Origin of the sequence: Acrocarpospora pleiomorpha, from assembly GCF_009687885.1 — a bacterium.
Taxonomy (GTDB): domain Bacteria; phylum Actinomycetota; class Actinomycetes; order Streptosporangiales; family Streptosporangiaceae; genus Acrocarpospora; species Acrocarpospora pleiomorpha.
In genome coordinates this window covers 43930-70153 of record NZ_BLAF01000060.1, presented here as the reverse complement: position 1 = coordinate 70153, position 26224 = coordinate 43930, and the positions used below count along the sequence as shown (strand labels likewise).

Annotated in this window: 23 protein-coding genes; 11 read left to right on the top strand and 12 right to left on the bottom strand. The window is 69.2% G+C overall.

All coding sequences use genetic code 11. The features are described 5' to 3' along the window. Positions 1–176 precede the first annotated feature (176 nt). Together Aple_RS39180 and Aple_RS39175 are read right to left on the bottom strand one after the other, a co-directional pair. Positions 177–509 (bottom strand): type II toxin-antitoxin system PemK/MazF family toxin, encoded by a 333-nt coding sequence (locus Aple_RS39180; protein WP_155349823.1) that lies wholly within the window; start codon positions 507–509, stop codon positions 177–179. Further along, positions 506–853, bottom strand: a complete 348-nt coding sequence (locus Aple_RS39175; protein WP_155349822.1) for a hypothetical protein — start codon at positions 851–853, stop codon at positions 506–508. Before Aple_RS39175 ends, Aple_RS39180 begins: the two co-directional genes overlap by 4 nt. Positions 854–1211: 358 nt before the next feature. Between Aple_RS39175 and Aple_RS39170 the strand changes: the two genes are divergently transcribed. From Aple_RS39170 to Aple_RS39155, 4 genes are all read left to right on the top strand, one after another. Continuing rightward, a complete protein-coding gene (locus tag Aple_RS39170; protein WP_155349821.1) occupies positions 1212–2330 on the top strand; it encodes a sugar ABC transporter substrate-binding protein in 1119 nt (372 codons plus the stop codon). 83 nt (positions 2331–2413) lie between these two features. Continuing rightward, positions 2414–3190, top strand: coding sequence for an ATP-binding cassette domain-containing protein (locus Aple_RS39165; RefSeq protein ID WP_155349820.1), 777 nt, complete (start codon positions 2414–2416; stop codon positions 3188–3190). Beyond that, on the top strand, positions 3187–4431 hold the full coding sequence (locus Aple_RS39160; RefSeq protein WP_155349819.1) for a sugar ABC transporter permease: 1245 nt from the start codon (positions 3187–3189) through the stop codon (positions 4429–4431). Before Aple_RS39165 ends, Aple_RS39160 begins: the two co-directional genes overlap by 4 nt. 46 nt (positions 4432–4477) lie before the next feature. Next, positions 4478–5686 (top strand): ROK family transcriptional regulator, encoded by a 1209-nt coding sequence (locus tag Aple_RS39155; RefSeq protein WP_218038730.1) that lies wholly within the window; start codon positions 4478–4480, stop codon positions 5684–5686. Here the strand turns inward: Aple_RS39155 and Aple_RS39150 are convergent. Further along, positions 5683–6501 carry a neutral zinc metallopeptidase gene (locus Aple_RS39150; RefSeq protein WP_155349817.1) on the bottom strand — a complete coding sequence of 273 codons (819 nt, stop codon included), beginning with the start codon at positions 6499–6501 and terminating at the stop codon, positions 5683–5685. The genes Aple_RS39155 and Aple_RS39150 overlap by 4 nt on opposite strands. Positions 6502–6621: 120 nt before the next feature. Further along, complete coding sequence (locus tag Aple_RS39145; protein WP_170321894.1) at positions 6622–7383, bottom strand: neutral zinc metallopeptidase; 762 nt, start codon at positions 7381–7383, stop codon at positions 6622–6624. 122 nt (positions 7384–7505) lie between these two features. Between Aple_RS39145 and dxs the strand changes: the two genes are divergently transcribed. Together dxs and Aple_RS39135 are read left to right on the top strand one after the other, a co-directional pair. Continuing rightward, a complete protein-coding gene (gene dxs, locus Aple_RS39140) occupies positions 7506–9386 on the top strand; it encodes a 1-deoxy-D-xylulose-5-phosphate synthase (protein ID WP_155349815.1) in 1881 nt (626 codons plus the stop codon). An 82-nt stretch (positions 9387–9468) separates the two neighbouring features. Next, entirely contained in the window at positions 9469–10929 is a 1461-nt protein-coding gene (locus Aple_RS39135; RefSeq protein ID WP_155349814.1) for an amino acid permease, read from the top strand. On the opposite strand, the gene Aple_RS39130 is transcribed toward Aple_RS39135, so the two are convergent. Next, a complete protein-coding gene (locus tag Aple_RS39130; protein ID WP_155349813.1) occupies positions 10907–11506 on the bottom strand; it encodes a LysE family translocator in 600 nt (199 codons plus the stop codon). The two genes, Aple_RS39135 and Aple_RS39130, sit on opposite strands and share 23 nt — an antisense overlap. Positions 11507–11559: 53 nt before the next feature. Next, positions 11560–11934, bottom strand: coding sequence for an SSI family serine proteinase inhibitor (locus tag Aple_RS39125; protein ID WP_218038729.1), 375 nt, complete (start codon positions 11932–11934; stop codon positions 11560–11562). A gap of 163 nt (positions 11935–12097) precedes the next feature. Between Aple_RS39125 and Aple_RS39120 the strand changes: the two genes are divergently transcribed. The 3 genes from Aple_RS39120 (at position 12098) to Aple_RS39110 (ending at position 14867) form a co-directional block, all read left to right on the top strand. Then, entirely contained in the window at positions 12098–13090 is a 993-nt protein-coding gene (locus tag Aple_RS39120) for a LacI family DNA-binding transcriptional regulator (protein WP_246265059.1), read from the top strand. A 79-nt stretch (positions 13091–13169) separates the two neighbouring features. After that, complete coding sequence (locus tag Aple_RS39115; RefSeq protein WP_155349810.1) at positions 13170–13940, top strand: sugar phosphate isomerase/epimerase family protein; 771 nt, start codon at positions 13170–13172, stop codon at positions 13938–13940. 30 nt (positions 13941–13970) lie between these two features. Next, positions 13971–14867, top strand: coding sequence for an NAD(P)-dependent oxidoreductase (locus tag Aple_RS39110; protein ID WP_155349809.1), 897 nt, complete (start codon positions 13971–13973; stop codon positions 14865–14867). A 50-nt stretch (positions 14868–14917) separates the two neighbouring features. Here the strand turns inward: Aple_RS39110 and Aple_RS39105 are convergent, their stop codons facing one another. The 4 genes from Aple_RS39105 to Aple_RS39085 all read right to left on the bottom strand — a co-directional run bounded on the left by Aple_RS39105 (position 14918) and on the right by Aple_RS39085 (position 20969). Then, a complete protein-coding gene (locus Aple_RS39105) occupies positions 14918–17359 on the bottom strand; it encodes a M14 family zinc carboxypeptidase (protein WP_155349808.1) in 2442 nt (813 codons plus the stop codon). A gap of 198 nt (positions 17360–17557) precedes the next feature. Beyond that, positions 17558–18412: a sugar phosphate isomerase/epimerase family protein gene (locus Aple_RS39100; protein ID WP_170321893.1), complete on the bottom strand. Its 855-nt coding sequence runs from the start codon at positions 18410–18412 to the stop codon at positions 17558–17560. Continuing rightward, a complete protein-coding gene (locus tag Aple_RS55065) occupies positions 18409–19827 on the bottom strand; it encodes a DUF993 family protein (protein ID WP_246265058.1) in 1419 nt (472 codons plus the stop codon). The genes Aple_RS39100 and Aple_RS55065 overlap by 4 nt, the downstream gene beginning before the upstream one ends. Further along, positions 19824–20969, bottom strand: a complete 1146-nt coding sequence (locus tag Aple_RS39085) for a Gfo/Idh/MocA family protein (RefSeq protein WP_155349806.1) — start codon at positions 20967–20969, stop codon at positions 19824–19826. Before Aple_RS39085 ends, Aple_RS55065 begins: the two co-directional genes overlap by 4 nt. Positions 20970–21099: 130 nt before the next feature. On the opposite strand from Aple_RS39085, the gene Aple_RS39080 reads away from it, so the two are divergent. After that, entirely contained in the window at positions 21100–22665 is a 1566-nt protein-coding gene (locus Aple_RS39080) for a glycoside hydrolase family 13 protein (protein ID WP_246265057.1), read from the top strand. Here the strand turns inward: Aple_RS39080 and Aple_RS39075 are convergent, their stop codons facing one another. Next, positions 22666–23892: a ribonuclease D gene (locus Aple_RS39075; protein WP_155349804.1), complete on the bottom strand. Its 1227-nt coding sequence runs from the start codon at positions 23890–23892 to the stop codon at positions 22666–22668. A gap of 180 nt (positions 23893–24072) precedes the next feature. Further along, positions 24073–24663 (bottom strand): DUF3000 domain-containing protein, encoded by a 591-nt coding sequence (locus Aple_RS39070; protein ID WP_155349803.1) that lies wholly within the window; start codon positions 24661–24663, stop codon positions 24073–24075. A 492-nt stretch (positions 24664–25155) separates the two neighbouring features. On the opposite strand from Aple_RS39070, the gene hemE reads away from it, so the two are divergent. After that, on the top strand, positions 25156–26193 hold the full coding sequence (gene hemE, locus Aple_RS39065) for a uroporphyrinogen decarboxylase (protein WP_155349802.1): 1038 nt from the start codon (positions 25156–25158) through the stop codon (positions 26191–26193). Positions 26194–26224 lie beyond the last annotated feature (31 nt).

The window sequence follows — 26224 nt, the reverse complement described above, 5'->3', positions numbered from 1 at the left end:
CACCCAGCCCGTTGTTTCCCTCCGGGCTCCGCCCGCCCCCGCCATCGCCGTGGTGTCGGGCATGAATCGATGGCCGGAGGCTGGCGGTTGTCCCCACCCGCCCAGTTCGTCGTTTCCCTTCGGGCTTCGCCCGCCCTCGCCATGCCACCCGCTGGGGTCTACCGGTGCCAGTGCGGTCAGAGAAGTCGGCCGAGCATCGAGACGATCTGATCGACCATCTCGTTCGACACTCGGCCCATGGGAAATCTGAATCGTTCGATCGAGACGGACCGGACTTGCTGCACCATGGCCCAGCTTGGCTTTCTCAGCCGAGTCTGATCCAACGAGACAGGGATATGGCTCTCCCACCCCCGATCCCGTGTCGTCAGCGGCACCACGATGACGAGATCTCGGCTGATGCGGTTGAAATCGTCGCTGCTGATGATCACAGTTGGGCGTTCGGATCCCTGCTCGGTGCCGATCGGGTCGCCGAGGTTGGTGAACCAGATCTCCCCCTGCTGAACCTTCATTTGCCTCCTTGTTCCTCCTTGCGCCCTGCTCCCTCCAGGTACGACGTGTCATACCACTCCGGAAAGTCGATCAGGCCCTCCCATTCGGGCGCTATGCGGTGGGAGGGCTTCCCCTGCCAGATCTCGAATTCGGCCAGGTATTCGGCGTAACCCTCCGGGTCCTCACGCCTGGTCCGTTCCATCTGTTCTCCAAGCCGCTCAAGGAACTTCTTCTTCTCGTAGTCCTTGATGGCTTCTTCGAGCACTTCGGTCATGGGTCTGCCTTCCTCGTGGGCGTATCGCGCGATCTTGTCGCGAGTAATGACGCTGACCCGGATCGTCGTCGTCTTCTGCTCGGTGCTCATAAGCACGAGGCTACGCACCCACTCCCAGGTGGTCTACATCTGGTCTACATATCGCTCTACATCTCTGGCTACGCGAAGACTATACAACCAAGTGATTACGCTCGCAAGAGATTTCGATTACCCAGCGTGATCTGGTGGCTAACTGGGAACGTCCGGTAGGTGATCGGGAGGTGGACGTGCTGGCTGAAGATCGACTCGTCCTATGTTTCTTCATTGTTACCCCGGACAACAAACGTTACCGTCCTGTGTCTACCTCCCCCTTTGCTCCTGGCTTACGTTGTCCCAAACAACATTCACCACTTCGGTGATGGACTCCCACCCCCCATAGACCCCCAGCCAGAGAAAGGACCCACGCATCATGCGCAAGGGGATCCTCAGCATCGCCGCGGTCGCGGCACTTTCCCTCGGCCTCACCGCGTGCGGGGGCGATAGCGGTGAGACGGGTGCGTCGAGCAGCGCCGCGCCCGCCTCCTCGGCCGCCGCCGCGAAGCCCGGCAAGATCGGCGTCATCCTCCCGGACAGCAAGTCCTCGGCCCGGTGGGAGACCGCCGACCGCAAGTACCTGGAAGAGGCCTTCAAGGCCGCCGGCGTCGCCTACGACATCCAGAACGCGCAGGGCGACAAGACCGCCTTCCAGACCATCGCCGACCAGATGATCACCGGTGGCGTCACCGTGCTGGCGATCGTGAACCTGGACAGCGGCACCGGCAAGGCCGTCCTGGACAAGGCCAAGGCGCAGGGCGTCGCGACCATCGACTACGACCGCCTGACCCTCGGCGGCAACGCCGACTACTACGTCAGCTTCGACAACACCGCCGTCGGCAAGCTGCAGGGCGAGGGCCTGGTCAAGTGCCTCACCGACCAGGGCGCGGAGAAGCCGGTCGTGGCCGAGCTGCATGGCTCGCCGACCGACAACAACGCCACCCTCTTCAAGGAGGGCTACGAGAGCGTCCTCAAGCCGAAGTACGACTCCGGTGAGTACGTCGCCGGCCCGGCCGACGCCGTGCCCGACTGGGACAACGCCCAGGCCGGCACGATCTTCGAGCAGCAGCTGACCAAGGAGCCGAAGATCGCCGGTGTGCTGGCCGCCAACGACGGTCTCGGCAACGCCGCCATCTCGGTGCTGAAGAAGAACAAGCTCAACGGCAAGGTCCCGGTGACCGGCCAGGACGCCACCGTGCAGGGTCTGCAGAACATCCTCGCCGGTGACCAGTGCATGACCGTCTACAAGGCCGTCAAGCAGGAGGCCGACGCCACCGCCGCGCTCGCCATCGGCCTGGCCCAGGGCCAGAAGCCCGCCGCCAGCGGCACCGTCAAGGACACCGAGACCGGCGCGGACGTCCCCGCCGTGCTCCTGGTGCCCAAGGCCATCTTCTTCGACAGCGTCAAGGACGTCATCGCCGACGGCTTCGTCACCAAGGAAGAAGTCTGCACCGCCGACTTCGCGGAGAAGTGCACCGAGGCCGGAATCAGCTAGTTTCATTCCGTCTGGTACGGCTTGCGCCCGAAGCATCGCAGTCAAAGGGCGCAAGCCGTACCACTGTGGAACCAGGAGAGCCCATGTCCCAGGCACCCGTCCTGGAACTGCGCGGAATCGACAAGAGCTTCGGCCCCGTGCAGGTCCTTCACGATGTCGCTTTTTCGGTGTATCCCGGAGAGGTGACCGCACTTGTCGGCGATAACGGCGCCGGTAAGTCCACGCTGGTGAAGTGCATCGGCGGAATCCACCCGATGGACTCGGGGGAGTATTTCTTCGAGGGCGAGAAGGTCCACGTCAGCGGGCCAAGGGACGCCGCCGCGATGGGTGTCGAGATCGTCTACCAGGATCTCGCGCTCTGCGACAACCTCGACATCGTGCAGAACATGTTCCTCGGCCGGGAGCGCAAGAGCGGCCTGGTGCTGGACGAGGACACGATGGAGGAGATGGCCGCCAAGACCCTGGCCGGGCTCTCGGTGCGCACGGTGAAGTCGCTTCGCCAGCACGTCTCCAGCCTCTCCGGCGGCCAGCGCCAGACGGTCGCCATCGCCAAGGCCGTGCTGTGGAACAGCAAGGTCGTCATCCTGGACGAGCCGACCGCCGCCCTCGGCGTGGCGCAGACCGCGCAGGTGCTCGAACTGGTCCGCAGGCTGGCCGACAACGGCCTGGCCGTGGTACTCATCTCGCACAACATGAATGACGTCTTCGCCGTGTCCGACCGGATCGCGGCGCTCTACCTCGGCCGGATGGCCGCCCAGGTCAAGACCTCCGAGGTCACCCACTCCCAGATCGTGGAACTCATCACGGCCGGACGCAGCGGGGAGCTCGGCCTGCCAACCGGCAACGGAGCAAGCGCATGACGACGACAACCAGACCCGAGCAGACCAGCGCTCCGGCCATCGGCTCGCAGGTCCGGGACTACTTCGAGCGGGTGCGCGGCGGCGACCTCGGCGCGCTCCCCGCGGTGATCGGCCTCGTCGTCCTGTGCGCGGTCTTCGCCTCGCTGAGCCCGTCGTTCCTGTCGCCGATCAACTTCGCCAACCTGTTCACCCAGGGCGCCGGCGTCACCGTGATCGCGATGGGCCTGGTCTTCGTCCTGCTGCTGGGCGAGATCGACCTGTCCGCCGGATTCGCCAGCGGCGTCTGCGCGGCCGTGATGGCGGTGCTGCTCACCAACGAGGGCTGGCCGTGGTACACGGCCGTGCTGGCCGCGATGGTGACCGGCGTGCTCATCGGCCTGGTGCTCGGCGCGCTCGTCGCCAAGCTGGGCATCCCGTCCTTCGTGGTCACGCTGGCCGCCTTCCTGGCCTTCCAGGGCGTGGCGCTGATCCTGCTGGACGAGGGCACCAACGTCTCGATCCGGGACGAGACCATCCTGGCCGTCGCCAACGGCAACCTGTCCCCGCTGCTCGGCTGGGTGCTGCTGGCCGTCGGCGTGGTCGTCTACGCGGGCATCCAGCTGACCCAGGTCCGGCGGCGCGCCGCCCGCGGGCTGGTGGCCGACTCGTTCGCCATCATCGCGTTCCGGGTCGGCACGCTCGTGGTCCTGTCCGGCTTCGCGGTCTACGTGCTCAACCTGGAGCGCAGCCGCAACCCGGCGATCATCTCGCTGACCGGCGTGCCGATCGTGGTGCCGGTGATCCTGGTGCTGCTCATCGTGTGGACGTTCGTGCTCCGCCGTACCGCCTATGGACGGCATGTGTACGCGGTCGGCGGGAACGCGGAAGCGGCCCGCCGGGCCGGTATCAACGTGGACAGGATCCGCATCTCCGCCTTCGTGATCTGCTCGTTCATGGCCTCCATCGGCGGCATCATCGCCGCCTCGCGGGCCAACTCGGTGGACCCCAACACCGGCGGCAGCACCGTGCTGCTGTTCGCGGTCGGCGCGGCGGTGATCGGCGGCACCAGCCTGTTCGGCGGCAAGGGCCGGGTGCTGGACGCGCTGCTCGGTGGAGCGGTGGTCGCGGTGGTCATCAACGGCATGGGCCTGATGGGCTACAGCGCGAGCGTCAAGTATGTCGTCACCGGCGCGGTGTTGCTGCTGTCCGCCGGTGTGGACGCGCTGTCCCGCAAGCGGGCGTCCGCCTCCGGCCGTCGATAGGGTGAGCGCGACACCAGACCCCCGAACGGCACCAGAGGCAGAACGAATGTTACGCGCAGGTCCCTCCCAGGAGGAGATCCGCCGTCACAACCTGGGCACCCTGCTGCGGCACGTGCACCTGGGCGGCCCGACGTCGCGGGCCGAGCTGACCAACCGGATGGGACTCAACCGGAGCACCATCATGGCGCTCACCGCCGACCTCACCGCGGCCGGCCTGGTCCGCGAGGAGCTGCCCAGGGATACCGGCCGGGCCGGCCGCCCGTCTCTGGTGGTGCGGCCCGAGTCGGGCCGCTTCTACGTGCTCGCCTTCGACGTGGGCGTGGACCGGCTGGTCGCCGCCAGGATCGGGCTGGGCGGCGTGATCCTGGACCGGCGCGAAGCGGCCACCTCGCGGGGCTCCTTCGATATGACCGAGGTGGTCGAGACGCTGGCCGGGTTCACCCGGCAGATGCAGCGCAAGGTCCGCCCGGACACGGTCTGCGTCGGCGCCGCCGCCGCCCTCTGCGGTGCGGTACGGAAATCCGATGGCGTGGTGAGATTCGCCCCCAACATCGGCTTGGAGGACGCCCCCTTCGGCGAGGCGCTTTCCGCCAAGCTGGCCTTGGGCCTGCCGGTCGCGGTAGGCAACGACGCCAACCTGGGCGCGCTGGCCGAGCACACCCGCGGCCTGGGCGTCGGCTGCCGCGACCTGGTCTACCTGCACGGCGACGTCGGCATCGGCGGCGGCATCATCGTCAACAACCAGCTGCTCGGCGGCGTCTCCGGATACGGCGGCGAGGTCGGCCACACGGTGGTCAACCCCGACGGGCGGCTGTGCGGTTGCGGCTCGCGCGGCTGCCTGGAGGCGGAGGTCGGCGAGCGGGCCCTGCTGGAGCACGCGGGCCGCTCGGCCCGGGGCGAGCGCGGCAGGGACGGCATCAGAGCCGTGGTCGAGGCCGCCGACAAGGGCGACATCATCGCCCAGGACGCGCTGCACCGGGTCGGCGACTGGCTCGGCTTCGGGGTGGCCAACCTGGTCAACATCTTCAACCCGGAAGTCGTGATCTTCGGGGGCACCCTGCGCGAGATCTACCTGGGCTCGGCCGCCCAGGTGCGCAGCCGCCTCAACACCTGCACCCTCGCGGCCTTCCGCGAGTCACTGCGGCTGCGCACCTCGGCGCTGGTGGACGACGCCACCATTGTGGGGGCCGCCGAGCTGGCTTTCGCCCAGGTGCTCGCCGACCCCCTGGAAGTGCTGGCCAGGATCGCTACCTAGGCGACCCGGGCGTTGGACACCACCCAGGTGTTGCAGGCGGCCGGGGAGCCGGAGTCGAAGCCGCGCTCCAGCCAGAAGACCTGGCTGCGGCCCTTGCCGTGCAAGGCGTCGCTGGCGTGCTTGGCCGCCCAGGTGTTGATGTGGTCCCACTCGACGAAGTCGACCGGCAGTGAGTCCTGCGCGGCGCTCAGGAACACCCCGGCGAAGCACTCGGCCTGCTGCTCGACCCGGTGGCTGAGCAGGTTCTTGGCGGTCCTGGTGCGGGCCTTCCAGGACAGGTTGTAGTAGGGCATCAGGATGCCCGCCCGCTGCTGCACGTGATGCCCGATCTCGTGCGCCATGGTCTTGGCCAGCACCAGCGGGAACGGCTCCTTGACGTCGTCGGACATGAGAATCGCGTAGATCGTCTGATTCTGCGAGCAGTAGTGCGCCCGGTAGGTCTTGGTGAGCTTGCCGCACACGGTCTTGGTGCCGCTGGTCCTGATGACCACCTTCGGCACCCGGTAGGTCCAGCCGACCGCCTTGAACTGCCGCGCCCACATCTGGTTGACGCAGCGATACACCTTGAGCATGTAGCTCTTGACGGCGGCCGCGCTACCCGCGCGCGGCTCGGCGGGCGAGCAGGCGATCGGGTCCACCGCGCCAGACCGGTAGATCTTGTTCTTGGTCAGCACGGTGGGGAAGCCCGCCTGCGCGACCTGCGCTTTCGCCACCGGCGCCTGCGCGGGGGCCGCCTGCGGCTGGGCTTGCGCGGTGCCCGCGATGAACAGGACGGCACTCAGGCCGAGGCCTACTGCGATAAGGGGTGTTCGCATGGTCACAAGACCATATTGCAGTCCGTATTAAGGAGTAAAGCAGAGTAAATATTGATTCCTGCGACAAAACTGTGACAGAAGAGGCGTGGGTGGCACCGCCACCCACGCCCCATCACACGCTCAGGACACGCGTGCGGCCGGTGCCGTGAAGGTGTTGCACACCTTCGGGCCGTTGCCGTCCCAGCCGCGCTTCATCCAGTAGCGGATGTTCTTGGTCTTGCCGTGGAGCACGTCCCCGTAGGTCAGGTCCATCAGGTCCTGGAAGTCGAACTCCTCGCGGCCGAGCGAGTGCCACACGCTGCCGATGAACGCGGACGCGAAGCACTCGGCCTGGAGCTCGACCTGGCGCTGGATCGCGTACTGCTTGGCCTTGGGGGCCTTCTTCTGCATGCGCATGGCGGCCGGCAGGATCCCGGCCCGATCCTGGGCGTAATGGCCGTACTCATGGGCGATCACGTTGAACAGGGTGAACTCGGCCGGGTCGGCGAGCTGCCACTTGCTGATGGCCACCCACATCGTCTTGTTGACCGGGCAGTACAGACCGGCCGCGTAGTTGATGGGGTATTTGCCGCAGCCGGTGGCCACGCTCTTGGTGATGTAGCGGACTTTCGGCTTGCTGAATTTCAGGCCCGCCTGCTTGAACTCCTCGCCCCAGGAACGATCCAGGCATGAGAGGAGGTGGTCCAGGTAGAGCTTGTAGGAGTCGAGGTCGTCTGGTCGCCGGTCGAGTTCCTTGCACTCGGTCCAGTCGAACTCGCCTGTCTTGTACAGCGGGTTGTGGGTGAGCGCGGCCTTGCCCGTGGGAACCGGCGCGGCATGCGCGGGTCCGGTGAGGAGAGTGGCACCGATCATTCCACTGATCAGCAAAGTCAGAATACGCACGAAACCTGGAGCGTACGGGACAAGTCAACAGGGGGCAAAACGATTGGCTGCCAGGTGGGGGAGGCGTTAGGAGAACGGAGAACTAGACTCTTGCCTGTTCGACGCCGAACCGGAGGATGACAGTGGGGCTACTGGAGTCAGTGAGCGGACCGCACGACCTCAAACGACTTGACCCGCGGGACCTGCCAGAGCTCGCGGCGGAGATCCGCGACCTGCTCGTCTCGTCCGTGGCGGGATCGGGCGCCGGTGGACATCTCGGCCCCAATCTGGGGGTCGTCGAGCTGACCATCGCCCTGCACCGCGTCTTCGACTCCCCGCACGACCCGATCGTCTTCGACACCGGCCACCAGTCCTACGTGCACAAGATGCTCACCGGCCGGGCCGGCCGGTTCGGCACGCTCCGCCAGCAGGGCGGCCTGTCCGGCTACCCCAGCCAGGCCGAGTCCGAGCACGACCTGGTGGAGAACTCGCACGCCTCCACCGCGCTCTCCTACGGCGACGGCCTGGCCAAGGCCGTCAAGCTGCGCGGCCAGCGCGACCGCACCGTGGTGGCGGTGATCGGCGACGGCGCCCTCACCGGCGGCATGGCCTGGGAGGCGCTCAACAACATCGCCGCCAACAAGGACCTGCCGCTGGTCATCGTGGTCAACGACAACGGCAGGTCGTATTCGCCCACGATCGGCGGCCTCGCCACCCACCTGGCCAAACTCCGGGTCACCCAGAACTACGAGCAGGTCCTGGAGTTCGTGAAGGACCGCTTCGGCAACGTCCCGGTGCTGTACGACACGCTGCACGGCATCAAGAAGGGCATCAAGGACATCATCGCCCCCCAGGCCATGTTCGAGGACCTGGGCCTGAAGTATGTCGGCCCCATCGACGGCCACAACGAGCAGGCCGTGGAGACCGCCCTGCGCAAGGCCAAGGGCTTCGGCGGCCCGGTCATCGTGCACGTGCTCACCACCAAGGGCCACGGCTACACCCCGGCGGAGAACCACGAGGAGGACTGCTTCCACGCCCCGCAGCCCTTCGACGTGGTCACCGGCGAGGAGACCCCGAAGGCGTACGGGTGGACGAACGTGTTCACCGAGGAGATGGTCCGCATCGGCGCGGAGCGGGAGGACGTGGTCGCGATCACCGCCGCCATGCTGCACCCGACCGGCCTGGCCGAGTTCGGCGAGGCGTACCCGGACCGCATCTTCGACGTCGGCATCGCCGAGCAGCACGCGCTCACCTCGGCCGCCGGGCTCGCCCTGGGCGGCCTGCATCCGGTGGTCGCGGTCTACTCGACCTTCCTCAACCGGGCCTTCGACCAGCTGCTGATGGACGTGGCGCTGCACCGGCTGCCGGTCACCGTCGTGCTGGACCGGGCGGGTGTCACCGGCGACGACGGGCCCAGCCACAACGGCATGTGGGACCTGTCGATCCTGCAGGTCATCCCGGGCCTGTCGGTGGCGGCCCCGCGTGACGCGTCCCGGCTGCGGGAGCTGCTCCGGGAGTGCCTGGACATCTCGGACGGCCCTTCGGTGATCCGTTACCCGAAGGGCGCCGTGGTCCGCGAGTTCGAGCCGGTGGCCACCCTCGGCCGGATGGACGTGCTGCGCGCCGCCCCCGCCGAGAAGGACGTGCTGCTGGTCGCGGTGGGCCCGATGGCGGAGGTCTGCCTGGAGGCGTCCTCGCTGGTGGCCGCGCAGGGGATCGGCGTCACCGTGGTGGATCCCCGGTGGGTCATGCCGCTGGATCCCGAGCTGGTCCGGGAGGCGGCGGCGTACAAGCTGGTCGTGGTGGTGGAGGACAACGGCCGGGTCGGCGCGAGCGGCGACGCGGTGGCGCGCGCGCTGCGCGACGCGGACGTGGACGTCCCGGTGCGGACCTACGGCATTCCGCAGCGGTTCCTGGATCACGCGAAGCGGCCGAAGCTGCTGGCCGAGTTCGGGCTGACCGGCCAGGACCTGGCCCGGGAGATCACCGAGGGGATCGCCAAGCGCAGCCCCGCCCTGACCTGATCCGCCGTTCCCCGGCACTCCTTTGCCGAGCGCGCCGATTCTGGCGCGCCCGGCCGGGAAGTGTCTTGATCAGGGGGCGCCGGTGGATATCTTCCGCACCAAGTCGGTCGAGCAGTCCATCCAGGACGCCGAAGGCGGGACGCATCGCCTGGAACGCACGCTGAGCGCGCTCGACCTGACCGTGTTCGGTATCGGTGTCATCGTCGGCAGCGGCATCTTCACGCTGACCGGCATCGCGGCCAAGAACTACGCGGGGCCCTCGGTGGCGCTGTCGTTCGTGGTGGCGGCGGTCGTCTGCGCGCTGGCGGCGCTCTGCTACGCCGAGTTCGCCTCGACACTGCCGGTGGCGGGGTCGGCCTACACCTTCGCCTACGCCACGATCGGCGAGTTCCCGGCCTGGATCATCGGGTGGGACCTGATGCTGGAACTCGCGCTCGGCGCGGCCGTGGTGTCGGTGGGCTGGTCCGGCTACTTCGTCTCGGTGGTGGAGAGCCTTGGCGTCACCCTGCCGGTCGCCTCGGTCGGCGGCTGGACGTTCAACTACCTGGCCGTGATCGTCGTCTTGCTGCTGACCTGGCTGCTGGTCACCGGCATCAAGATGTCGGCCCGGTTCAACCTGGTCATGGTGACCATCAAGGTGGCCGTCATCCTGCTGGTCATCTTCGCCGGGCTCTTCTTCGTCAACGGCGCCAACTACACGCCGTTCATCCCGCCCGCCAAGTCCACCGAGGGCGCGTCGGGGCTGGCCGCGCCGCTGATCCAGGTCCTGTTCGGGGTCACGCCCACCGTGTTCGGGGTGGCCGGGATCTTCACGGCGGCGGCCGTGGTGTTTTTCGCCTACATCGGGTTCGACGTGGTCGCCACCGCCGCGGAGGAGACCCGCCGCCCGCATCGCGACCTGCCGATCGGCATCATCGCCTCGCTCGCGGTGTGCACGGTGCTGTACATGGCGGTGTCGCTGGTGGTGGTGGGCATGCGGCACTACTCCCAGCTGAGCGAGACGGCGCCGCTGGCGGACGCGTTCAAGGCGGCGGGGCAGCCGTGGCTGGCCGGGGTGATCAGCGTCGGGGGCATCTCGGGGCTGACCACGGTGATCCTCATCCTGATGCTGGGGCAGAGCCGGGTGTTCTTCGCGATGAGCCGGGACGGGCTGCTGCCCCGGGGGCTGGCGAGCGTGCATCCGAAGTACCGGACGCCGTACAAGATCACGATCATCATCGGGGTGGTCACGGCTGCGCTGGCCGGGTTCATCCCTTTGAGCGTGCTGGCGGAGATGGTGAACATCGGCACGCTGTTCGCGTTCGTGGTGGTGTCCGTGGGGGTGGTCATTCTCCGCCGGACCCGTCCGGACCTGCCGCGCTCGTTCCGGATGCCGCTGGTGCCGTGGCTACCGGCGCTCGCGGTGCTGGCCTGCGTCTACCTGATGCTCAACCTGGCGGTGGAGACCTGGGTGCGGTTCGTCGTCTGGATGGCCCTCGGCGTGGTCGTGTACCACCTCTACAGCATTCGGCACAGCCGGGTCAGGTCAGCCCGGAGACGATGAGGACCACGCCCGCGCCGGCGAGCAGCAGGCTGCTGGCGGCCAGCAGCAGGCGGTAGCCGCGCACGCCCACCCGGTGCCGCCCCGCGCCGATCAGCCCGGCCAGCCCCACCTTGGAGCCGACCAGGATCAGGTAGAAGCCGAACACGAACGCCACCGCGCCCGCCGGTCCGGCGTCCCAGGCGGCGACGAAGATCGGCGCGCCGACGGTGGCCCAGAACAGCCAGGGATGCGGGTTGAGCATGTTGACGACCACGCCTCTGAGCACCTGGGCGGGCACGCCGTCGCCCGGACGAGGCGGCTCGGCCGTGCGGGCGTCACGCAAGCCCTGCACACCGAGGAACACGACATATGCCCCACCGGCCAGGGACAGCCCGCGCAGGAAGGCCTCCGGCAGCGCGCCGACGGCGGCGATCGTGAGCAGCACGACCGGCAGGTCGGACAGGAGCGGAACGCACGCGATCCGCAGCCCCGCCGGGAAGCCGCCGCGCAGGCTGGCCGTGATCACCAGGCTGAGCAGGGCCCCCGGCGAGAGTCCGGCACCCAGGCCGAGCCCGAGCCCCAGCAGTAGTTCGCGCACTTAACCTCTGTTCGTTAACCTCCGTTTTGTTCCATCCCGGAGGTTAGCGCGGGTCAGAAGGCGAACACCTCCCAGGTGGCCACGCCGAGCCAGCACATGTTGCTGAACGACCGGCTGTAGGAGACGGGACGGCCGAAGTAGGTTCCGGTCGCGGTGGCCGTCACCGGATCCCACAAGGCGATGCAGAACACGCCCGACTTCGGGGTGATCCAGGCGGGATCCCCCGCCGCGGTCGCCAGGCGGGCGCAGGCCGCCACCGGGTTCGGGTGGGTGCCGCCGTCCGGCGCGCAGGTGAGGGTGACGGTTCTGGTGGCTCCCCGCTGGGTGATGCTGAGCTTGTACTCGGCCCCCGCCGCCGCCGCGGCCGGGTCGGCGGCGAGCAGGGTGGAGAGCAGCGCGGTGGCGAGCGCCAGTGCGACGATCCTCATGATTCTCATCACTGCTCCAGGTGGATTCGGGTGCCGACCATGCATGCGCCGCCTCGGTCGTCTCCGTCAACTTCACCTGTTCCCGCAGGCGCGAATCCCCAGCACGCCCATGTACGTTTCGCGCGCCTGGCATACTGGGAAATCGCTTTCCCGTGGAGGTCGTGTGGTCACTCTGGAGGACGTGGCGAGGCAGGCCGGTGTGTCGCTGGCGACCGCCTCACGGGTGCTCAACGGCAGCACCCGGCAGGTCGGGGCGGCCATGCGGACGCGGGTGGAGAAGGCGGCGGCCGAGCTCGGATATCGCACCAATGTGGCGGCGCAGACGCTGGCCAGGGGCGCCAGCAACGTCATCGGCCTGGTGGTGCACGATCTCGTCGATCCGTATTTCGCGGCGATCGCCGATGGCGCGATGCGGGCGGCGGACGCCGAAGGGCACGTGGTCATGGTGGGCACCACCCGCCGGGATCCGGAACGGGAGATCGCCTACGTGGCGACGCTCAACGCGCAGCGGGCCAAGGCCGTGCTGATCGCGGGGTCCCGGGTGGCGGATCCGGTGGTGACCGCGCGGCTCAAGGCCGAACTCGATCGGTACCGGGCGCAGGGCGGGCGGGCGGCCTGCGTCGGGCAGGACCTGCTCGGCGTGGACACGGTCGCGCCCGGCAACCACGCGGGCGCGGCGCGGCTGGCCGGGGCGCTCGCCGAGCTCGGGCACACCCGCTTCGCGGTGCTGGCCGGACCGCCGCACCTGATCACCGCCGCCGATCGCCTGGCCGGGTTTCGCGCCGCCCTCGCCGAGCGCGACCTGCCGGAACCCCAGATCGTGTACGGCCGCTTCGACCGGGACGGCGGCCACGCCGCGTCGGCCTCGGTGCGGCCGGACGTGACCTGCGTGTTCGCGGTGAACGACGTGATGGCGGTGGGCGCGCTCGCGGCTTTCAGGGAACGGGGGGTACGGGTGCCCGAGGACGTGTCGGTGGCGGGGTTCGACGACATTCCGACGTTGCGCGATCTTGTTCCCGCGCTGTCGACGGTACGGCTGCCGCTCGCCGCGATGGGGTCCCTCGCGGTGGAGCTGGCGCTGGCGGGGGAGGACGCGCCGCAGGTGGTGGCGATGGAGGGTGAGGTCGTGTTGCGGGAGAGCGTGCGGGCGATATGAATGCGGTGATCTGGACAGTGGTGATCTGGACAGTGGTGAGTCCTCAGGTCGGCGGCTGTCGGAAGGGCTTCTCGTTCCTATGAGGCTGGCGGTCAGCACGCTGGGCATGCCGGGGGAGGGCGTCGCGGCGGCGATCGAGACGGCGGTGCGGTTCGGGTGTGAAGGGCTGGAGCTTCGGCTGCATCCCGATACGGGGGTGCATGCCGGGCTCGGGGCGGCCGAGCGGGTGGCTGTGCGGGAGGCGATTGCCGGGCGGGGGCTGGCTGTCGCGGCTCTCGCCGGATATATCAGGATTTCGGCGTCGGGGCCGGATGACGGGGTGGTCGCCGGGTTGCGGGCCGACCTGGAACTGGCCGTCGATCTCGGCGCGTCCGGGGTGCGGGTGTTTCCCGGGGGTGATGACATCGAAGCCGCCCGGCGGCGGGTGCGCGCGGTCGCGGATCTCTGCCGGGAGCGCGGGCTCCGCGTGTTCGTGGAGACGCATGACGCGCTGCCGACGGGGGCGGCGGTCGGGCGGTTGCTGGACTTCGTGGACCTGCCCGAGGCCACCGGGGCCATCTGGGACGTGCTGCATCCCTGGCGGCATGGCGAAAACCCCGCGCGCACGTATGAAGCGCTGAGCGGCCACCTGTCGTACGTACAGATCAAGGACGCCGTCTCCGCTCAGGACACCACGCCATGTCCGTTGGGGACCGGTTCTGTGCCTCTTGAGGTCTGTGGGGAGTTGGTGCGGGGGTTCGAGGGGTGGGTTTCGCTCGAATGGGAGCGGACCTGGTATCCGGACGTCGAACCGGTGGAGCACGTTCTGCCTGGGGCGCGTGCCTGGGTCACCCGTTACGCGTCGCGATAGCCTCGGATCTCTACGGGGAGGGGGCTCCGCATGAGTGAGACCAAGAAGATCGAGGTCGGGTGGATCGGGGTCGGGCGGATGGGGACCGCCATGGTCCGGCGGCTGCTGTCGGCCGGTCACCCGGTGACGGTGTGGAACCGTACGCCGGAGAAGGCCGAGCCGCTGCGGGCGGCGGGCGCGCGGGTCGCCGCCGAGCCGGCGGAGACGGTCGCCTGCCCGGTGACCGTCACCAGTCTGGCGACGCCCGCCGCGTTGGAGGAGGTCGTGATCGGGCGGTTGCTGGCCGACCCTGTCCGCCCGTCGGTGCTGGTCGACACCTCCACGGTGTCGATGGAGTCCTCGCGCCGGGTGCGGGAGGCGGCGGCCGAGGCGGGGGTGCCGTTCCTGTCCGCGCCGGTCAGCGGCAACCCGTCGGTGGTCGAGGCGGGTGACGCGTCGTTCGTTTGCTCGGGCTCGCAGGAGGCGTACGAGCGGGCCGGGGGCGTGCTGGCGGCCATCGCGCGCACGGCCACCTATGTCGGCACGGCCGATGAGGCCCGGCTGTTGAAGATCTGCCACAACCTGCTGCTCGCCGTGACCACCCAGGGGCTGGCCGAGGTCGTCGTGCTCTGCGAGAGGCTCGGCGTCGACCGTGGCCCGCTGCTGGACTTCCTCAACGAGAGCGTGCTCGGCTCCGCCTTCACCCGCTCCAAGACCGACGCCATCCGCCGGCTGGACCTGACGCCTACGTTCACGTCCCGGCTGCTGCTCAAGGACGTCGACCTCGGCCTGGGCGAGGCGACGACCGGTCAGGTGCCGCTGCCGCTCGTCGCGATGGTCCGCACGCTGCTGGTCGCGGCCATCGCCCAGGGGCACGGCGAGGAGGACTTCCTGTCGCTGCTCGCCGTCCAGGCCCGGGCCGCCGACCTCGACCTGGCGCGCTCATAGCCAGACGGGTGGCCGCCGGAAAGAGACCGGCGGCCACCCGCTCTCGGGGCTTAGTGGCTGCTGCCGACCTTCACCCTCTTGTCGTTGTAGTTGTTGCCGTTCCCGTCGGGCTGGTAGTTGTTCTCGACGTTTCCGGCGATGTCCACCGCGAAGAAGCGCACCTCGACGGTCTGGTTGACCGTGATCTGCTGGGCTCCCTCACGCATGCCCGCCGCCGCCAGCTTGGGCGAGCTCAGCGTCGGCCGGCTGCCGTCCAGCGTGTAGTACACGTTGGCGGGCTCGTTGGTGAGGAAGGTGAACGAGGTGGAGGTGCCGGTCCCGCCGGTGATCCTCAGCTTCGAGTCCGGTCGCCTGCGGTCCTGGGAGAACGCGCGGGCGACCTCCAGAATGGCGATCTGGCCGTTGGCGAACTCCATCGCCTCCTCGTGACCCTCGCTGAAGGGCGGCTGGAAGCCGACCGCCTGGAAGCGGCCGGTGGCCGGGTCGTAGAGGTCGGCGCCGACCTCGAAGTCCCAGCCGATGATGCCGCGGTTGAACCAGTGCTCGTCGGCGCTGTTCCCGGCCGCCGAGTACAGCACGTCGGGCACCGGGCCGGTGCGGCCCGGCCAGATTCCCGTGCCGCGGTGGGCCTGCACGGCGGACAGGATGTGGCTGGAGGCCTCCCAGAAGTAGTTCTCCGTGCCGAAGTCCACCCGCGGCAGCAGCTCGCGCCCGGCCGACTTGTACGCCCCCGGAGGCCACATGAAGTAACCGCCGTAGGAGTGGGTGTTCATCGCGAACTTGATGTTGGGGAACTGCTGGGTGAGCCACACCTCGTTGCGCGCCTCCGGCTCCGACAGCTCGGCCGGCCCGGCGAAGGTGTCGCTGGTGCAGCTCGTCGAGGCGCCGCTGTACCCGTCGAAGATCGAGCCGACGGAGAAGTTGCGGTTGAGGTCCACGCCCCAGGAGTTGCGCGCCGCCGGGTCGCCCGTGGTGGCCGGGCAGTGGTTGGTCATGTTGCGGCGCTGCATGTTGAAGTCGTACATCGAGTAGTGCGCGCCGTCGGGGTTGGCCGTCGGCAGGATGAAGATGTCGAGGTCGTCGACCACCTCGCGGTGGTCGCGCGAGTAGTTGCGCAGCAGCCGCTCCGCGGTCTCCAGGCAGGTCAGCGGGGTGACCCATTCGCGGGCGTGCTCCTGGCAGTACAGGAACACCCCGACCTTCGAGCCGTCCCGCGTCTTGCCGATGCGCAGCGCCTTCGTCTGGAACGGTTCGCGCTTCACGCTCGCCGGCGCCTTGAGGTTGTCGGTCAGCCTCGTCGCGGGAGCCGCGGCCACCAGGCCCGCGCCCGTGTTGGTCCGGTAGGTGTTCGCCGACACCAGGGCCGAGGCCGCCGCGTTGGCGTTGACGGCGTCCACCACCTGCTTGGCCGTGCTGCTGAGCGCGCCCGCCGCGTCCGTGGCCAGGGTGACCACGATGTCCTTCCCCGTGACCGCGACTGACAGCGGGGAGGCGGCGGCGTTCGGGTTGACCAGCGCCACGCTGATGTCGTTGCCGCCCTCGCTGCCGAAGGTCCTGGAGCTCACGTAGAAGGTGCTCGCGGCGACCGTGCCGAACTGCCCCTGGGCCTGGCGGCGGTAGCCGTTGGTCTTGTTCGGCAGGTCGATGATCTCCGCGTACTTCGGGAACTCCTTGGCCAGGGCGACGATCCGCTCGGTGAGCTCGGTCGGGTCCATGTAGTGGTCGACGAAGTCGGAGATGTAGTGCCGGCTGGGCGCCTTGCGCGGCTCACCCAGCCACTTGTTCACGTTCACCGTCACCGAACCGCCGCGGTTGCTGGTCACCGTGACCTTGGTGGGGGCTTCGGTGACCGCGAGCGGCGAGTTGAACCGGTGGTACATGTACTGCCCGGCGTCGGTGAAGCGGGACATCGTCGCCGTGCCGCCCGAGTCCGGGGCGGTGCCGGGGCCGCTGTCCCAGGTGGCGGTGAGTACGGTCTGCGAGTCGATCGCGCTCGACTTCACCTCCACCGACAGGAAGCGCCGGCCGTCGAGGCTGGTGAACCATTCGGACCGCAGCACCGTGAGCGTGTCGGTCGCCGCCTCCGCCGCGTCCGCCGATGCCAGAGCCCGGCTGCGCTCGGCCTGGTTGGCGGCGAAGTCGCTCTGGTCGGATATGACGCCGCGCAGATCGAAGCCCTGGTCCCGGAGGTCCTGGGCTTCCTGGGGGCTGAGGACGGCGTGCACCTCGATGCCCTCGTCCGTGGATTTCTTGTATTCGGCCAGGTCGACACCCATGTCGTTCAGCCGGTCCACGCTCGCCTGGTCCGGGACGATGATCCGGATCAGGGCGACGCCATCCTGCGCGGTGGAGGGCTGGCGGTCGGGGACGACCTCGCTGACCGGTGGGGACGGGTCGGCGAGGACCGGAAGCGGACTCAGGCCGATCGCTAAGGGTATAGCGAGGACGGCCGCGAGGCGACGGGATCTTCTGCCGCCGAGAAAGCTCCTCATGGTGAGATTCCTCCATCTGGCGTGGCCCGCCAGGTAGGGGGTCAGCCTGGCGGAAAGCACGCAAGTCGAGGGCAGTCTTGGCCAGTCAGACGATCTTCGTCAAGCCGTCATTCCGGTCATTTCGGGATTTTTCCGTAACAGAATGGTCTCTGCGCTTCTTTGGGGATATAGCGCTCAGGTCGCCGTGGTGTGGCGGGCTCAAGCGTCGGTTTCGGGACCCTGGAGATCCGGCGCGATCAGCCGCGCGTAGCGGTGGCGTGCGGTGGTCAGCACGGTTTCCGGGTCGGCCGCCCAGATGTCCGCGTTGAAGATCTCCACCTCGATGTCGCCGTCGTACCCGGCCTCGGTCACGGCCCGGGTGAGCGGCGTGAAGTCGATCACGCCGTCGCCCATCATGCCCCGGCCGAGCAGCACGTCCGGCGGCAGCGGGCAGAGGAAGTCGCACACCTGGTAACTGGCGATACGCTCGCCGGCCCGGGCGATCTGGGCGAACACTCCTGGATCCCACCACAGGTGGAAACTGTCCACGACCACTCCCACCACTTCGGGCGGGTACGGCTCCGCGAAGTCGATCGCCTGGCCGAGCGTGGACAGCACGGCCCGGTCGGCGCAGTACATCGGATGCAGGGGTTCCAGCGCCAGCCGTACCCCCCGCTCCGCCGCGTACGGCGCGAGCGCGGCAAGCCCTTCCGCCACCCGCGCCCGCGCGCCAGCCAGATCCCGCGAGAACGCGCCCAGCGGCTCGCCCGGCACCACGCCCGGCAGCCCGCCCACCACCATGACCAGGCACGACGCCCCCAGCGTCGCGGCCTCGTCGATGGCTTGCCGGTTCTCCGCCAGCGGTTCTGGCCCGGTCAGGAAGCCGCCACGGCAGAGCGAGGAGACCCGCAGCCCGGCGGCCCGCACGAGCTTGACCGTTTCGTCCAAGCCTTGCGCGGCGACGTCCTGCCGCCACAGGCCGATCGCCTCGACCCCGTGCCGCACACACCCGTCCACGGCTTCGGCGACCGTCCAGCGTTTGGTCGTCCACTGGTTGAGCGAGAACCTTCTCATCGCCCGTGCACCGCTAGGAATGCCCGCATTCGCGACACCGCGAGCTCGGGATCAGCCAGCAGCCCGGCTTGGTCGGCGAGGCGGAACACCTCGGCCAGGTGGCTCAGCGACCGCGCCGACTGGGCTCCGTTCACCATCGTGAAAGCGTCCTGATGCCCGTTGAGCCAGGCCAGAAAGACAATCCCGGTCTTGTAGTGAAATGTCGGTGCTTCGAAGATCTTGCGGGAGAGGGCGACCGTGGGGGCCAGGATCCGGTCGTAGTCCGCCATCAGGTCCGCAGCCGATGCTGATATTTCGGAAATGTCATGATCGGTGGGGGTGCGTGTTCCTGTGGGTGAACCGGCTTTCGGGGCACCGAGAGCGCGGGCCAGGACCGGAGACCGGGTGCTTGTTCCTGTGGGTGAGCCGGCTTTCTCCGGTGAGCCAGGCTGGAGTCCGATCCCGAGCGCGTCATGTGCCGGATCGTCGCCGGGCCCAAGAGTTGCGCCGGGGTGCGGGCGATCCAGGACATCGGGCCGAGTCCCGGCGGGATGCCGCCGGAGATGGGGTCCTTCCGCCGCGTCCAGGGCCTGGAAGGCGGCCGCCGCCGCCGGAGCGATGGCGTCGAAGATGCCGAGCAGGGCGTGTGAGCCGGATTTGATGAGGGATGGGTAGTTGAAGTCGTCCCCCGTGTACAGCCGGACGCCTTCGGGTAACGCCGCGCGGAGGCGTACCTCATGGGATTCGTCCAGGAGTGAGACTTTTACGCCGTCGATTTTCGGGGCGTTCGCGTGGATCAGTTCGAGGAAGGACGTGGTGGCCGCTTCGATGTTCCTGGAGCCCCAGTAGCCCGCCAGGTTCGGGTCGAACATCTCGCCGAGCCAGTGCAGGATGGCCGGGCGTTCGACCTCGGCCAGCAGCTTGCCGTAGACCGCCTGGTAGTCCTCCGGAGCGTGCGTTATCGCGGCCAGCTGGCGGCTGGCCATCAGGATGACGGTCGCGCCGCTCTCCTGGACGGCTGCGATCTGCTCCTGGTAGGCCGCCTCGATGGCCTGGGGGGTGCGCGCGCCGGGGACGTGGTCGGTGCCCGCGCCGCAGGCGATCAGGTCGGCGGGGTCGCCGAGATCGCGGGCCGCCGCCGCGCTGAGGCGGATCAGCTCGCGGGTGGCCGCCCAGTCCAGGCCGTTGTTACGCTGCGCGGTGTCCATGGCGTCGGCCACGCGCAGGCCGTACGACCACAGGTGGCGCCGGAAGCGGAGCGTGGTCTCCCAGTCGACGGCGGCGGGGGAGCCGGGGGTGTTGTCGCCCATCGGGTCGGCGACCACGTGGGCGGCGGCGTACACGACCCGATTGGCCGGGGGACCCGGCGGGTGCGGCCAGGCGACCGGCTCGCGCAGCCGGTAGTTCCCGCTCGGCAGGTCGATCGAGGCGGTCACAGCTCGGATACCGGGAGGCGGCGGCCTTCGGCGTGCGAGCGCAGCCCCAGTTCGGCGATCTGCACGCCCCGGGCTCCGGATCGGAGCGTGTAGGGGAACGGCGTCCCTGCCACGACATGCCGGACGAACTGCTCCCACTGCACCTTGAACCCGTTGTCGAACTCCCCGTTGTCCGGCATTTCCTGCCAGCCATCCCGGAAGCGCGCCGTGGCCGGAACATCGGGGTTCCAGACCGGCTTCGGGGTCGCGCTCCGATGCTGGACCCGGCAGCCGCGCAGCCCGGCGACCGCGCTGCCGTGCGTGCCGTCCACCTGGAACTCCACGAGTTCGTCCCGGTTCACCCGGACCGCCCAGGACGAGTTGATCTGCGCGACCACGCCCCCGGCCAGCTCGAACACCCCGTAGGCGGCGTCGTCCGCGGTCGCCTTGTACGGCCGGCCGCTCTCGTCCCACCGTTCGGGGATGTGGGTGGCCACCTGGGCGTACACCGAGACGACCCGGCCGAACAGGTTCTCCAGCACATAGGCCCAGTGCGGGAACATGTCCAGCACGATGCCGCCGCCGTCCTCGGCCCGGTAGTTCCACGACGGGCGCTGCGCGGCCTGCCAGTCGCCCTCGAACACCCAGTAGCCGAACTCGCCGCGCACCGACAGGATCTGCCCGAAGAAGCCGCCGTCGATCAGCCGCTTCAGCTTGAGCAGGCCCGGCAGGAAGAGCTTGTCCTGGACCACGCCGTTCTTCAGGCCCGCGTCCTCGGCGGCCTGGGCCAGCCGCAGCGCCTCCGGCACGGACTCGGCCGTCGGCTTCTCGGTGTAGACGTGCTTGCCGGCCTCGATCGCCCGCAGCGTCGCGGCCACCCGCGCCTGGGTGACCTGCGCGTCGAAGTAGATCGTGTTCGCCGGGTCGGCCAGCGCCGCGTCCAGGTCGGTGGTGTGCTCGGCGATGCCGTGCCGGTCGGCCAGCTCCGCGAGCTTGGCGGCGTTCCGCCCGACCAGCACCGGCCGGAGCCTAACCCGGCCGCCGTCGGGCAGAGTGACCCCGCCCTGCTCGTTGATCGCCAGCACGGACCTGACCAGATGCTGGCGGTAGCCCATCCGGCCGGTGACGCCGTTCATCACGACGCCGAGGACGTGGTCGCCCATTCGCGATATCTCCTGATAAGGGGTGGAAAGCGCTTTCCTGAGGATATGAGGCTGATGGGGGTTGGGCAAGCGCTTTCCGGCGGGGATCTGCTGATTAACTTTGCGAAGAACGTACAAACAGGGAGAAGACGTGACGCAATGGTGGCGTGATGCCGTCGTCTACCAGATCTACCCCCGCAGTTTCGCCGACGGGAACGGCGACGGCACGGGTGACTTCGCGGGGGCGCTGGCCCGCTTGCCGTACCTGGCGGAGCTGGGCGTGGACGCCGTCTGGTTCTCGCCCTTCTACCCCTCCCCGCTCGCCGACGGCGGCTACGACGTCGCCGATTACTGCGACGTGGACCCCCGGTTCGGCACGCTGGCCGACTTCGACACCTTCGTCGCGGCGGCGGCCGGGCACGGCATCCGGGTGATCGTCGACATCGTGCCCAACCACTGCTCCAGCGCGCACCCGGCCTTCCAGGCCGCGCTCGCCGCCGGACCGGGCAGCCCGGAACGTGACCTGTTCATCTTCCGCGACGCTCCCGGCAACACCGCCCCCAACAACTGGCAGTCCCTCTTCGGCGGCCCGGCCTGGACCCAGACCCCGGACGGCCAGTGGTACCTGCACCTGTTCGACTCCTCCCAGCCCGACTGGAACTGGGCCAACCCGGCCGTGCCCGCCATGTTCGAGAAGGTGCTGCGGTTCTGGCTGGACCGGGGCGTCGCCGGGCTGCGGGTGGACGTGGCGCACGGCCTGTTCAAGGACCCCGAACTGCCCGACGTGCCCGACCCCACCCCCTCCGACCGGCCGTCGCCCTGGTTCCACCGGCCCGAGCTGGTCGCCCACTACGCCACCTGGCGGGCCATCCTGGACTCCTACCCGGAGGACGTGTTCCCCGGCCGCCGCACCGCCGTCGGCGAGTTCTGGGGCGACGAGATCACCCATCTGGAGCCCTATTTCATCCCCGGCGGCATGCCGCAGGCGTTCAACTTCTTCCTGTTCCAGACCGCCTGGGACGCCGCCGCGCTCCGCCACACGATCACCGCCTCGATCACCCTGGCCGAGGGCTCCGACGTGGTCGCCCCCTGGGTGATCAGCAACCACGACGTGATGCGCCCGGTCAGCCGCTACGGCGCGCCCGCCGCCCCCGCCCGCTCCGACGCCGAGGTCGACGTCGCCCTCGGCACCCGCCGCGCTCGCGCCGCCGCCCTTCTGCTGCTGGCCCTGCCCGGCTCCGCCTACGTCTACCAGGGCGAGGAACTCGGCCTGCCCGAGTTCCTCGACATCCCCGCCGCCGACCGCGACGACCCGGTCTACCGCCGGAGCGAAGGCGCCCGCCTCGGCCGCGACGGCTGCCGCGTCCCCATCCCCTGGTCTGGTACGGCACAGCCCTACGGTTTCACCGAAGGCACATCCACGTGGCTGCCGCAGCCGTCCGGATGGGGATCCCTGACGGTGGAAGCCCAGCTCGCCGACCCTACGTCCACCCTCGCCCTCTACCGGCAGGCCATCGCCGGGCGTCCCGCGGGCGAGTTCGCCTGGCTGGACGGCTACGACCTGGCCTTCACCCGGGGCGAGGACTTCGCGTGCGTGCTCAACCTGGGCGCGGAACCCGTGCCGCTCCCGGCGTACGAATCGGTGCTCCTGGCCAGCGGCACGATCACCGACGGTGTCCTGCCCACGGACTCCGCCGTGTGGCTGCGCCTGCGCTGATCAGATCTCGCCCTTCGTCTCCAGCCGCTGGAGGGCCTTGGCGAGCGGCAGCGCGGTCAGGCCGACCTGCCACTCCCGGGCCCCCAGCTCGCGCAGCCGCTCGGCGATCACGCTATCGTCCACGAACTCCGGCGGCTCCCAGGTGAGGCGGCGCACCGCGTCGGGCTGGAGCAGGTTCTCCGTCGGCATACGATGCTCGTCCGCCAGGGCGGCCACCACCGACCTGGCCGCGTGCAGCCGTTTCGCGGCGACCGGATCGCGGTCCGCCCACCGGTTGGCCGGCGGCGGCCCGTCGCCCGGGCCGATCGGCTGCGGCAACTCGTCCTCGGCCATGATCCGGGCCCGGGTCACCGCGTTCAGCCACTCGCGCAGATGCCGCCGCGCACTGCGGCCGGTGAACGGCGCGATCTCGGTGAGCGCCTTGGTGGTGCGCGGCAGGTCCAGCGCGGCCTGCACGATCGCCGAATCCGGCAGCACCCGGCCCGGCGCCAGATCGGCGTCCCTGGCCAGCTCGTCCCTGAGCGTCCACAACTCGCGGACCACGGCCAGGCCGCGCAAGGTCCGTACGCGATGGATGCCGCTGGTGCGCCGCCACGGATCGCTGCGCAGCGGCGCGGTCGGCGCGGCCAGGATCGCCGCGAACTCCTCCATCGCCCAGGGCAGCTTCCCGCTCTCCACCAGCTCGGCGTGGAGCACGTCGCGCAGCTCGATCAGCACCTCGACGTCCAGGACGGCGTAACGCAGCCAGTCCTCCGGCAGCGGCCGGGTCGACCAGTCCGCCGCGCTGTGCCCCTTCACCAGGCCGAGCCCCAGCACGACCTCCACCATCGTGCCGAGCCCCACCCGCTCGTAGCCGAGCAGCCGCCCGGCCAGCTCGGTGTCGAACAGCAGCTTCGGCCGGAAACCCAGCTCGGCCAGGCACGGCAGATCCTGGGTCGCCGCGTGCAGCACCACCTCGGCGCCGTCCAGCGCGGCGTCCAGACCGGTCAGATCCGGGCACTGGATCGGGTCGATCAGCGCGCTGCCCGCGCCCGCCCGGCGCAGCTGCACCAGATACGCGCGCCCGCTGTACCGATAGCCCGACGCCCGCTCGGCGTCCACCGCGACCGGCCCGGCGCCCATCGCGAACGCCTGCACGGTCGCGGCCAGCGCCGCGTCGCTCTCCACTACGGACGGGATGCCCTCACGCGGTTCCAGCAGCGGCTGGACGTCTTTCTCATCGGTCACTGAACACCTTCGGGGTGACTACCTCGTCCCGTAGCTGATTCGGGAATGTGGAACGGTCCGGCACGGTGTGCTCCGGGTATTTGTTGATGTCTCAAGCTATGGCATGCCGCGACCGCATGGGGAGGCGGCGACCGAGACGATCAACCGAGCCTCCTCTCGGTAGGGCGGAGAAAGAGCCTTTCAGAGCACTTTCGGTTGGTCGGCGCGTCGCGGCTTGAGCGCCGCGACATCAGGGGGCAGCGGGGGAATACCCGCTGCCAGGCACATCAAGTCGCACCACGCGGCCACGTGGGCGGACAGATCTTCGTCCAGCGGCGACCAGGACGCACGCAATTCCAGCTCGGTCGTGACGGGATCGTTGTCCTTGTTACCGAATCCCTCGGAAACCGCGCGGGTGACCGTGCCCCCCGCCGCCGCGAACGCCGCGCCGTGCGCCTCCAGCGCCTCGGTCAGCCAGCTCCACGCGACCGGGCCGAGCAGGGGATCGGAGGTGATCTCCGGCTCCATGTCCGCCCGGACATAGGCCACTAACCGGAACGGGCCCTCCCAGCCGCGCTGGCCGTCCGGGTCGAACAGCATGATCAGGCGGCCGATCGCCAGCTCGTCGTCGTCCCGGTAGACGGACGCGCCCACCGCGCCCGAGTACGGCGCCAGCCGCTGCGGAGCCGGAATGTCCTCCAGCTCGATCTCCGGGCGGACCTCGGCGGGGCGCAACGTCTCCAGCGCGCGCCGGAAGGCGGCCGGCGCCGCCGGTGGCTCACCGATGGTCATGACCGAAGCGTAGGACGGATTCGGGAGCGCGCGAAGCAGAGGGGAGGTCGTCGTCGCCATATTTGATGATCAAGCCGCTGCCTGCGCAAGGAACAGGGCACTGCCACAGTCGACGCAGAACCATTCGCTCCAGGTCCTATGGCCGTCGTGACCGGTCTCGGTCTGGTGGCCAGGCGGCTGCTCGAACGTGCGCTCGGCGGCGCAGGCGGCACAGCGCTCAGTGCGGTGTTCGGGGGAACTCCACATCGAAGTAATCGCCTTTCGTCGGAACCCGGAACTCGGTCCGACGTTGACATGTCTCGCCGACATTTCCCCGCATCGCGCTCGGCGTGTCTCGAAAGTGGTAATGGAATCGATGCGGGAGGCCAGTTTGACGAACATTTTGCCGGGCGGCGGTGATCGACTGGTGGCCGGGTCTTCGAGATTGCCAGATTTCATGATCGGCTTGGGGTTGCCGCACCGACCGGCCGCTCGGCATGGCACGCTTGACGGGTGAATCCCCAGCTTGCCGACTCCGCGTTCCTTCTGGCGTGCCGCCGCAGGCCCGTTCCGTACACACCGGTGTGGTACATGCGCCAGGCGGGCCGGTCCCTGCCCGAATACCGCGAGCTCCGCGCGGGCACGGCCATGCTGGACGCCTGCGCCACCCCCGACCTGGTCGTCGAGATCACCATGCAGCCGGTCCGCCGCTACGGCGTCGACGCCGCGATCTTCTTCAGCGACATCGTGGTCCCGCTCAAGGCCATCGGCGTCGACCTCGACATCAAGCCCGGCGTCGGCCCTGTCGTGGCCGACCCGATCAGGGACGCCGCGGCCGCCGCCCGCCTGCGCCCGATCGAACCCGACGACGTGCCCTACGTCACCGAAGCCATCGGCGCGCTGGTCAAGGAGCTCGACCGGGTCCCGCTGATCGGCTTCGCCGGCGGCCCCTTCACCCTGGCCTCCTACCTCATCGAAGGCGGCCCCTCCAAGAACCACGACCACACCAAAGCCATGATGTACGGCGATCCCGCCCTCTGGCACGAGCTCATGGACCGCCTCACCACCATCACCCTCGGCTTCCTCCGCATCCAGGCCGAAGCGGGCGCCTCCGCCCTGCAGCTGTTCGACTCCTGGGTCGGCGCGGTCGCCCCCGGCGACTACCGCACCTACGTGCTCCCCTACACCAGCCGGATCTTCGCGGGCCTGGCCGACCTCGACGTGCCCCGCATCCACTTCGGCGTCGGCACCGGCGAACTCCTCGGCATCATGGGCGAGGCCGGCGCCGACGTGGTCGGCGTCGACTGGCGCGTCCCCCTCGACGAGGCCGCCCTCCGCGTCGGCGCCGGCAAGGCCCTCCAAGGCAACCTGGACCCCGCCGTCCTCCTCGCCCCCTGGCACATCGTCGCCGACCGCGCCACCACCATCCTCGAATCCGGCCGCGTCGCCGAAGGCCACATCTTCAACCTGGGCCACGGCGTCCTCCCCTCCACCAACCCCGACCAACTAGCCCGCCTCACCAACCACATCCACACCACCACCATCCGCTGACCCCGGAATTAGAAGAGGGGTTGCCTACATG

Bases quoted from the DNA above. Each gene is read 5' to 3' on its own strand.
- Aple_RS39180 (WP_155349823.1), bottom strand. From the start codon at position 509: ATGAAGGTTCAGCAGGGGGAGATCTGGTTCACCAACCTCGGCGACCCG.
- Aple_RS39175 (WP_155349822.1), bottom strand. From the start codon at position 853: ATGAGCACCGAGCAGAAGACGACGACGATCCGGGTCAGCGTCATTACT.
- Aple_RS39170 (WP_155349821.1), top strand. From the start codon at position 1,212: ATGCGCAAGGGGATCCTCAGCATCGCCGCGGTCGCGGCACTTTCCCTC.
- Aple_RS39165 (WP_155349820.1), top strand. From the start codon at position 2,414: ATGTCCCAGGCACCCGTCCTGGAACTGCGCGGAATCGACAAGAGCTTC.
- Aple_RS39160 (WP_155349819.1), top strand. From the start codon at position 3,187: ATGACGACGACAACCAGACCCGAGCAGACCAGCGCTCCGGCCATCGGC.
- Aple_RS39155 (WP_218038730.1), top strand. From the start codon at position 4,478: ATGTTACGCGCAGGTCCCTCCCAGGAGGAGATCCGCCGTCACAACCTG.
- Aple_RS39150 (WP_155349817.1), bottom strand. From the start codon at position 6,501: ATGCGAACACCCCTTATCGCAGTAGGCCTCGGCCTGAGTGCCGTCCTG.
- Aple_RS39125 (WP_218038729.1), bottom strand. From the start codon at position 11,934: ATGAGGATCGTCGCACTGGCGCTCGCCACCGCGCTGCTCTCCACCCTG.
- Aple_RS39115 (WP_155349810.1), top strand. From the start codon at position 13,170: ATGAGGCTGGCGGTCAGCACGCTGGGCATGCCGGGGGAGGGCGTCGCG.
- Aple_RS39110 (WP_155349809.1), top strand. From the start codon at position 13,971: ATGAGTGAGACCAAGAAGATCGAGGTCGGGTGGATCGGGGTCGGGCGG.
- Aple_RS39105 (WP_155349808.1), bottom strand. From the start codon at position 17,359: ATGAGGAGCTTTCTCGGCGGCAGAAGATCCCGTCGCCTCGCGGCCGTC.
- Aple_RS39100 (WP_170321893.1), bottom strand. From the start codon at position 18,412: ATGAGAAGGTTCTCGCTCAACCAGTGGACGACCAAACGCTGGACGGTC.
- Aple_RS39085 (WP_155349806.1), bottom strand. From the start codon at position 20,969: ATGGGCGACCACGTCCTCGGCGTCGTGATGAACGGCGTCACCGGCCGG.
- Aple_RS39070 (WP_155349803.1), bottom strand. From the start codon at position 24,663: ATGACCATCGGTGAGCCACCGGCGGCGCCGGCCGCCTTCCGGCGCGCG.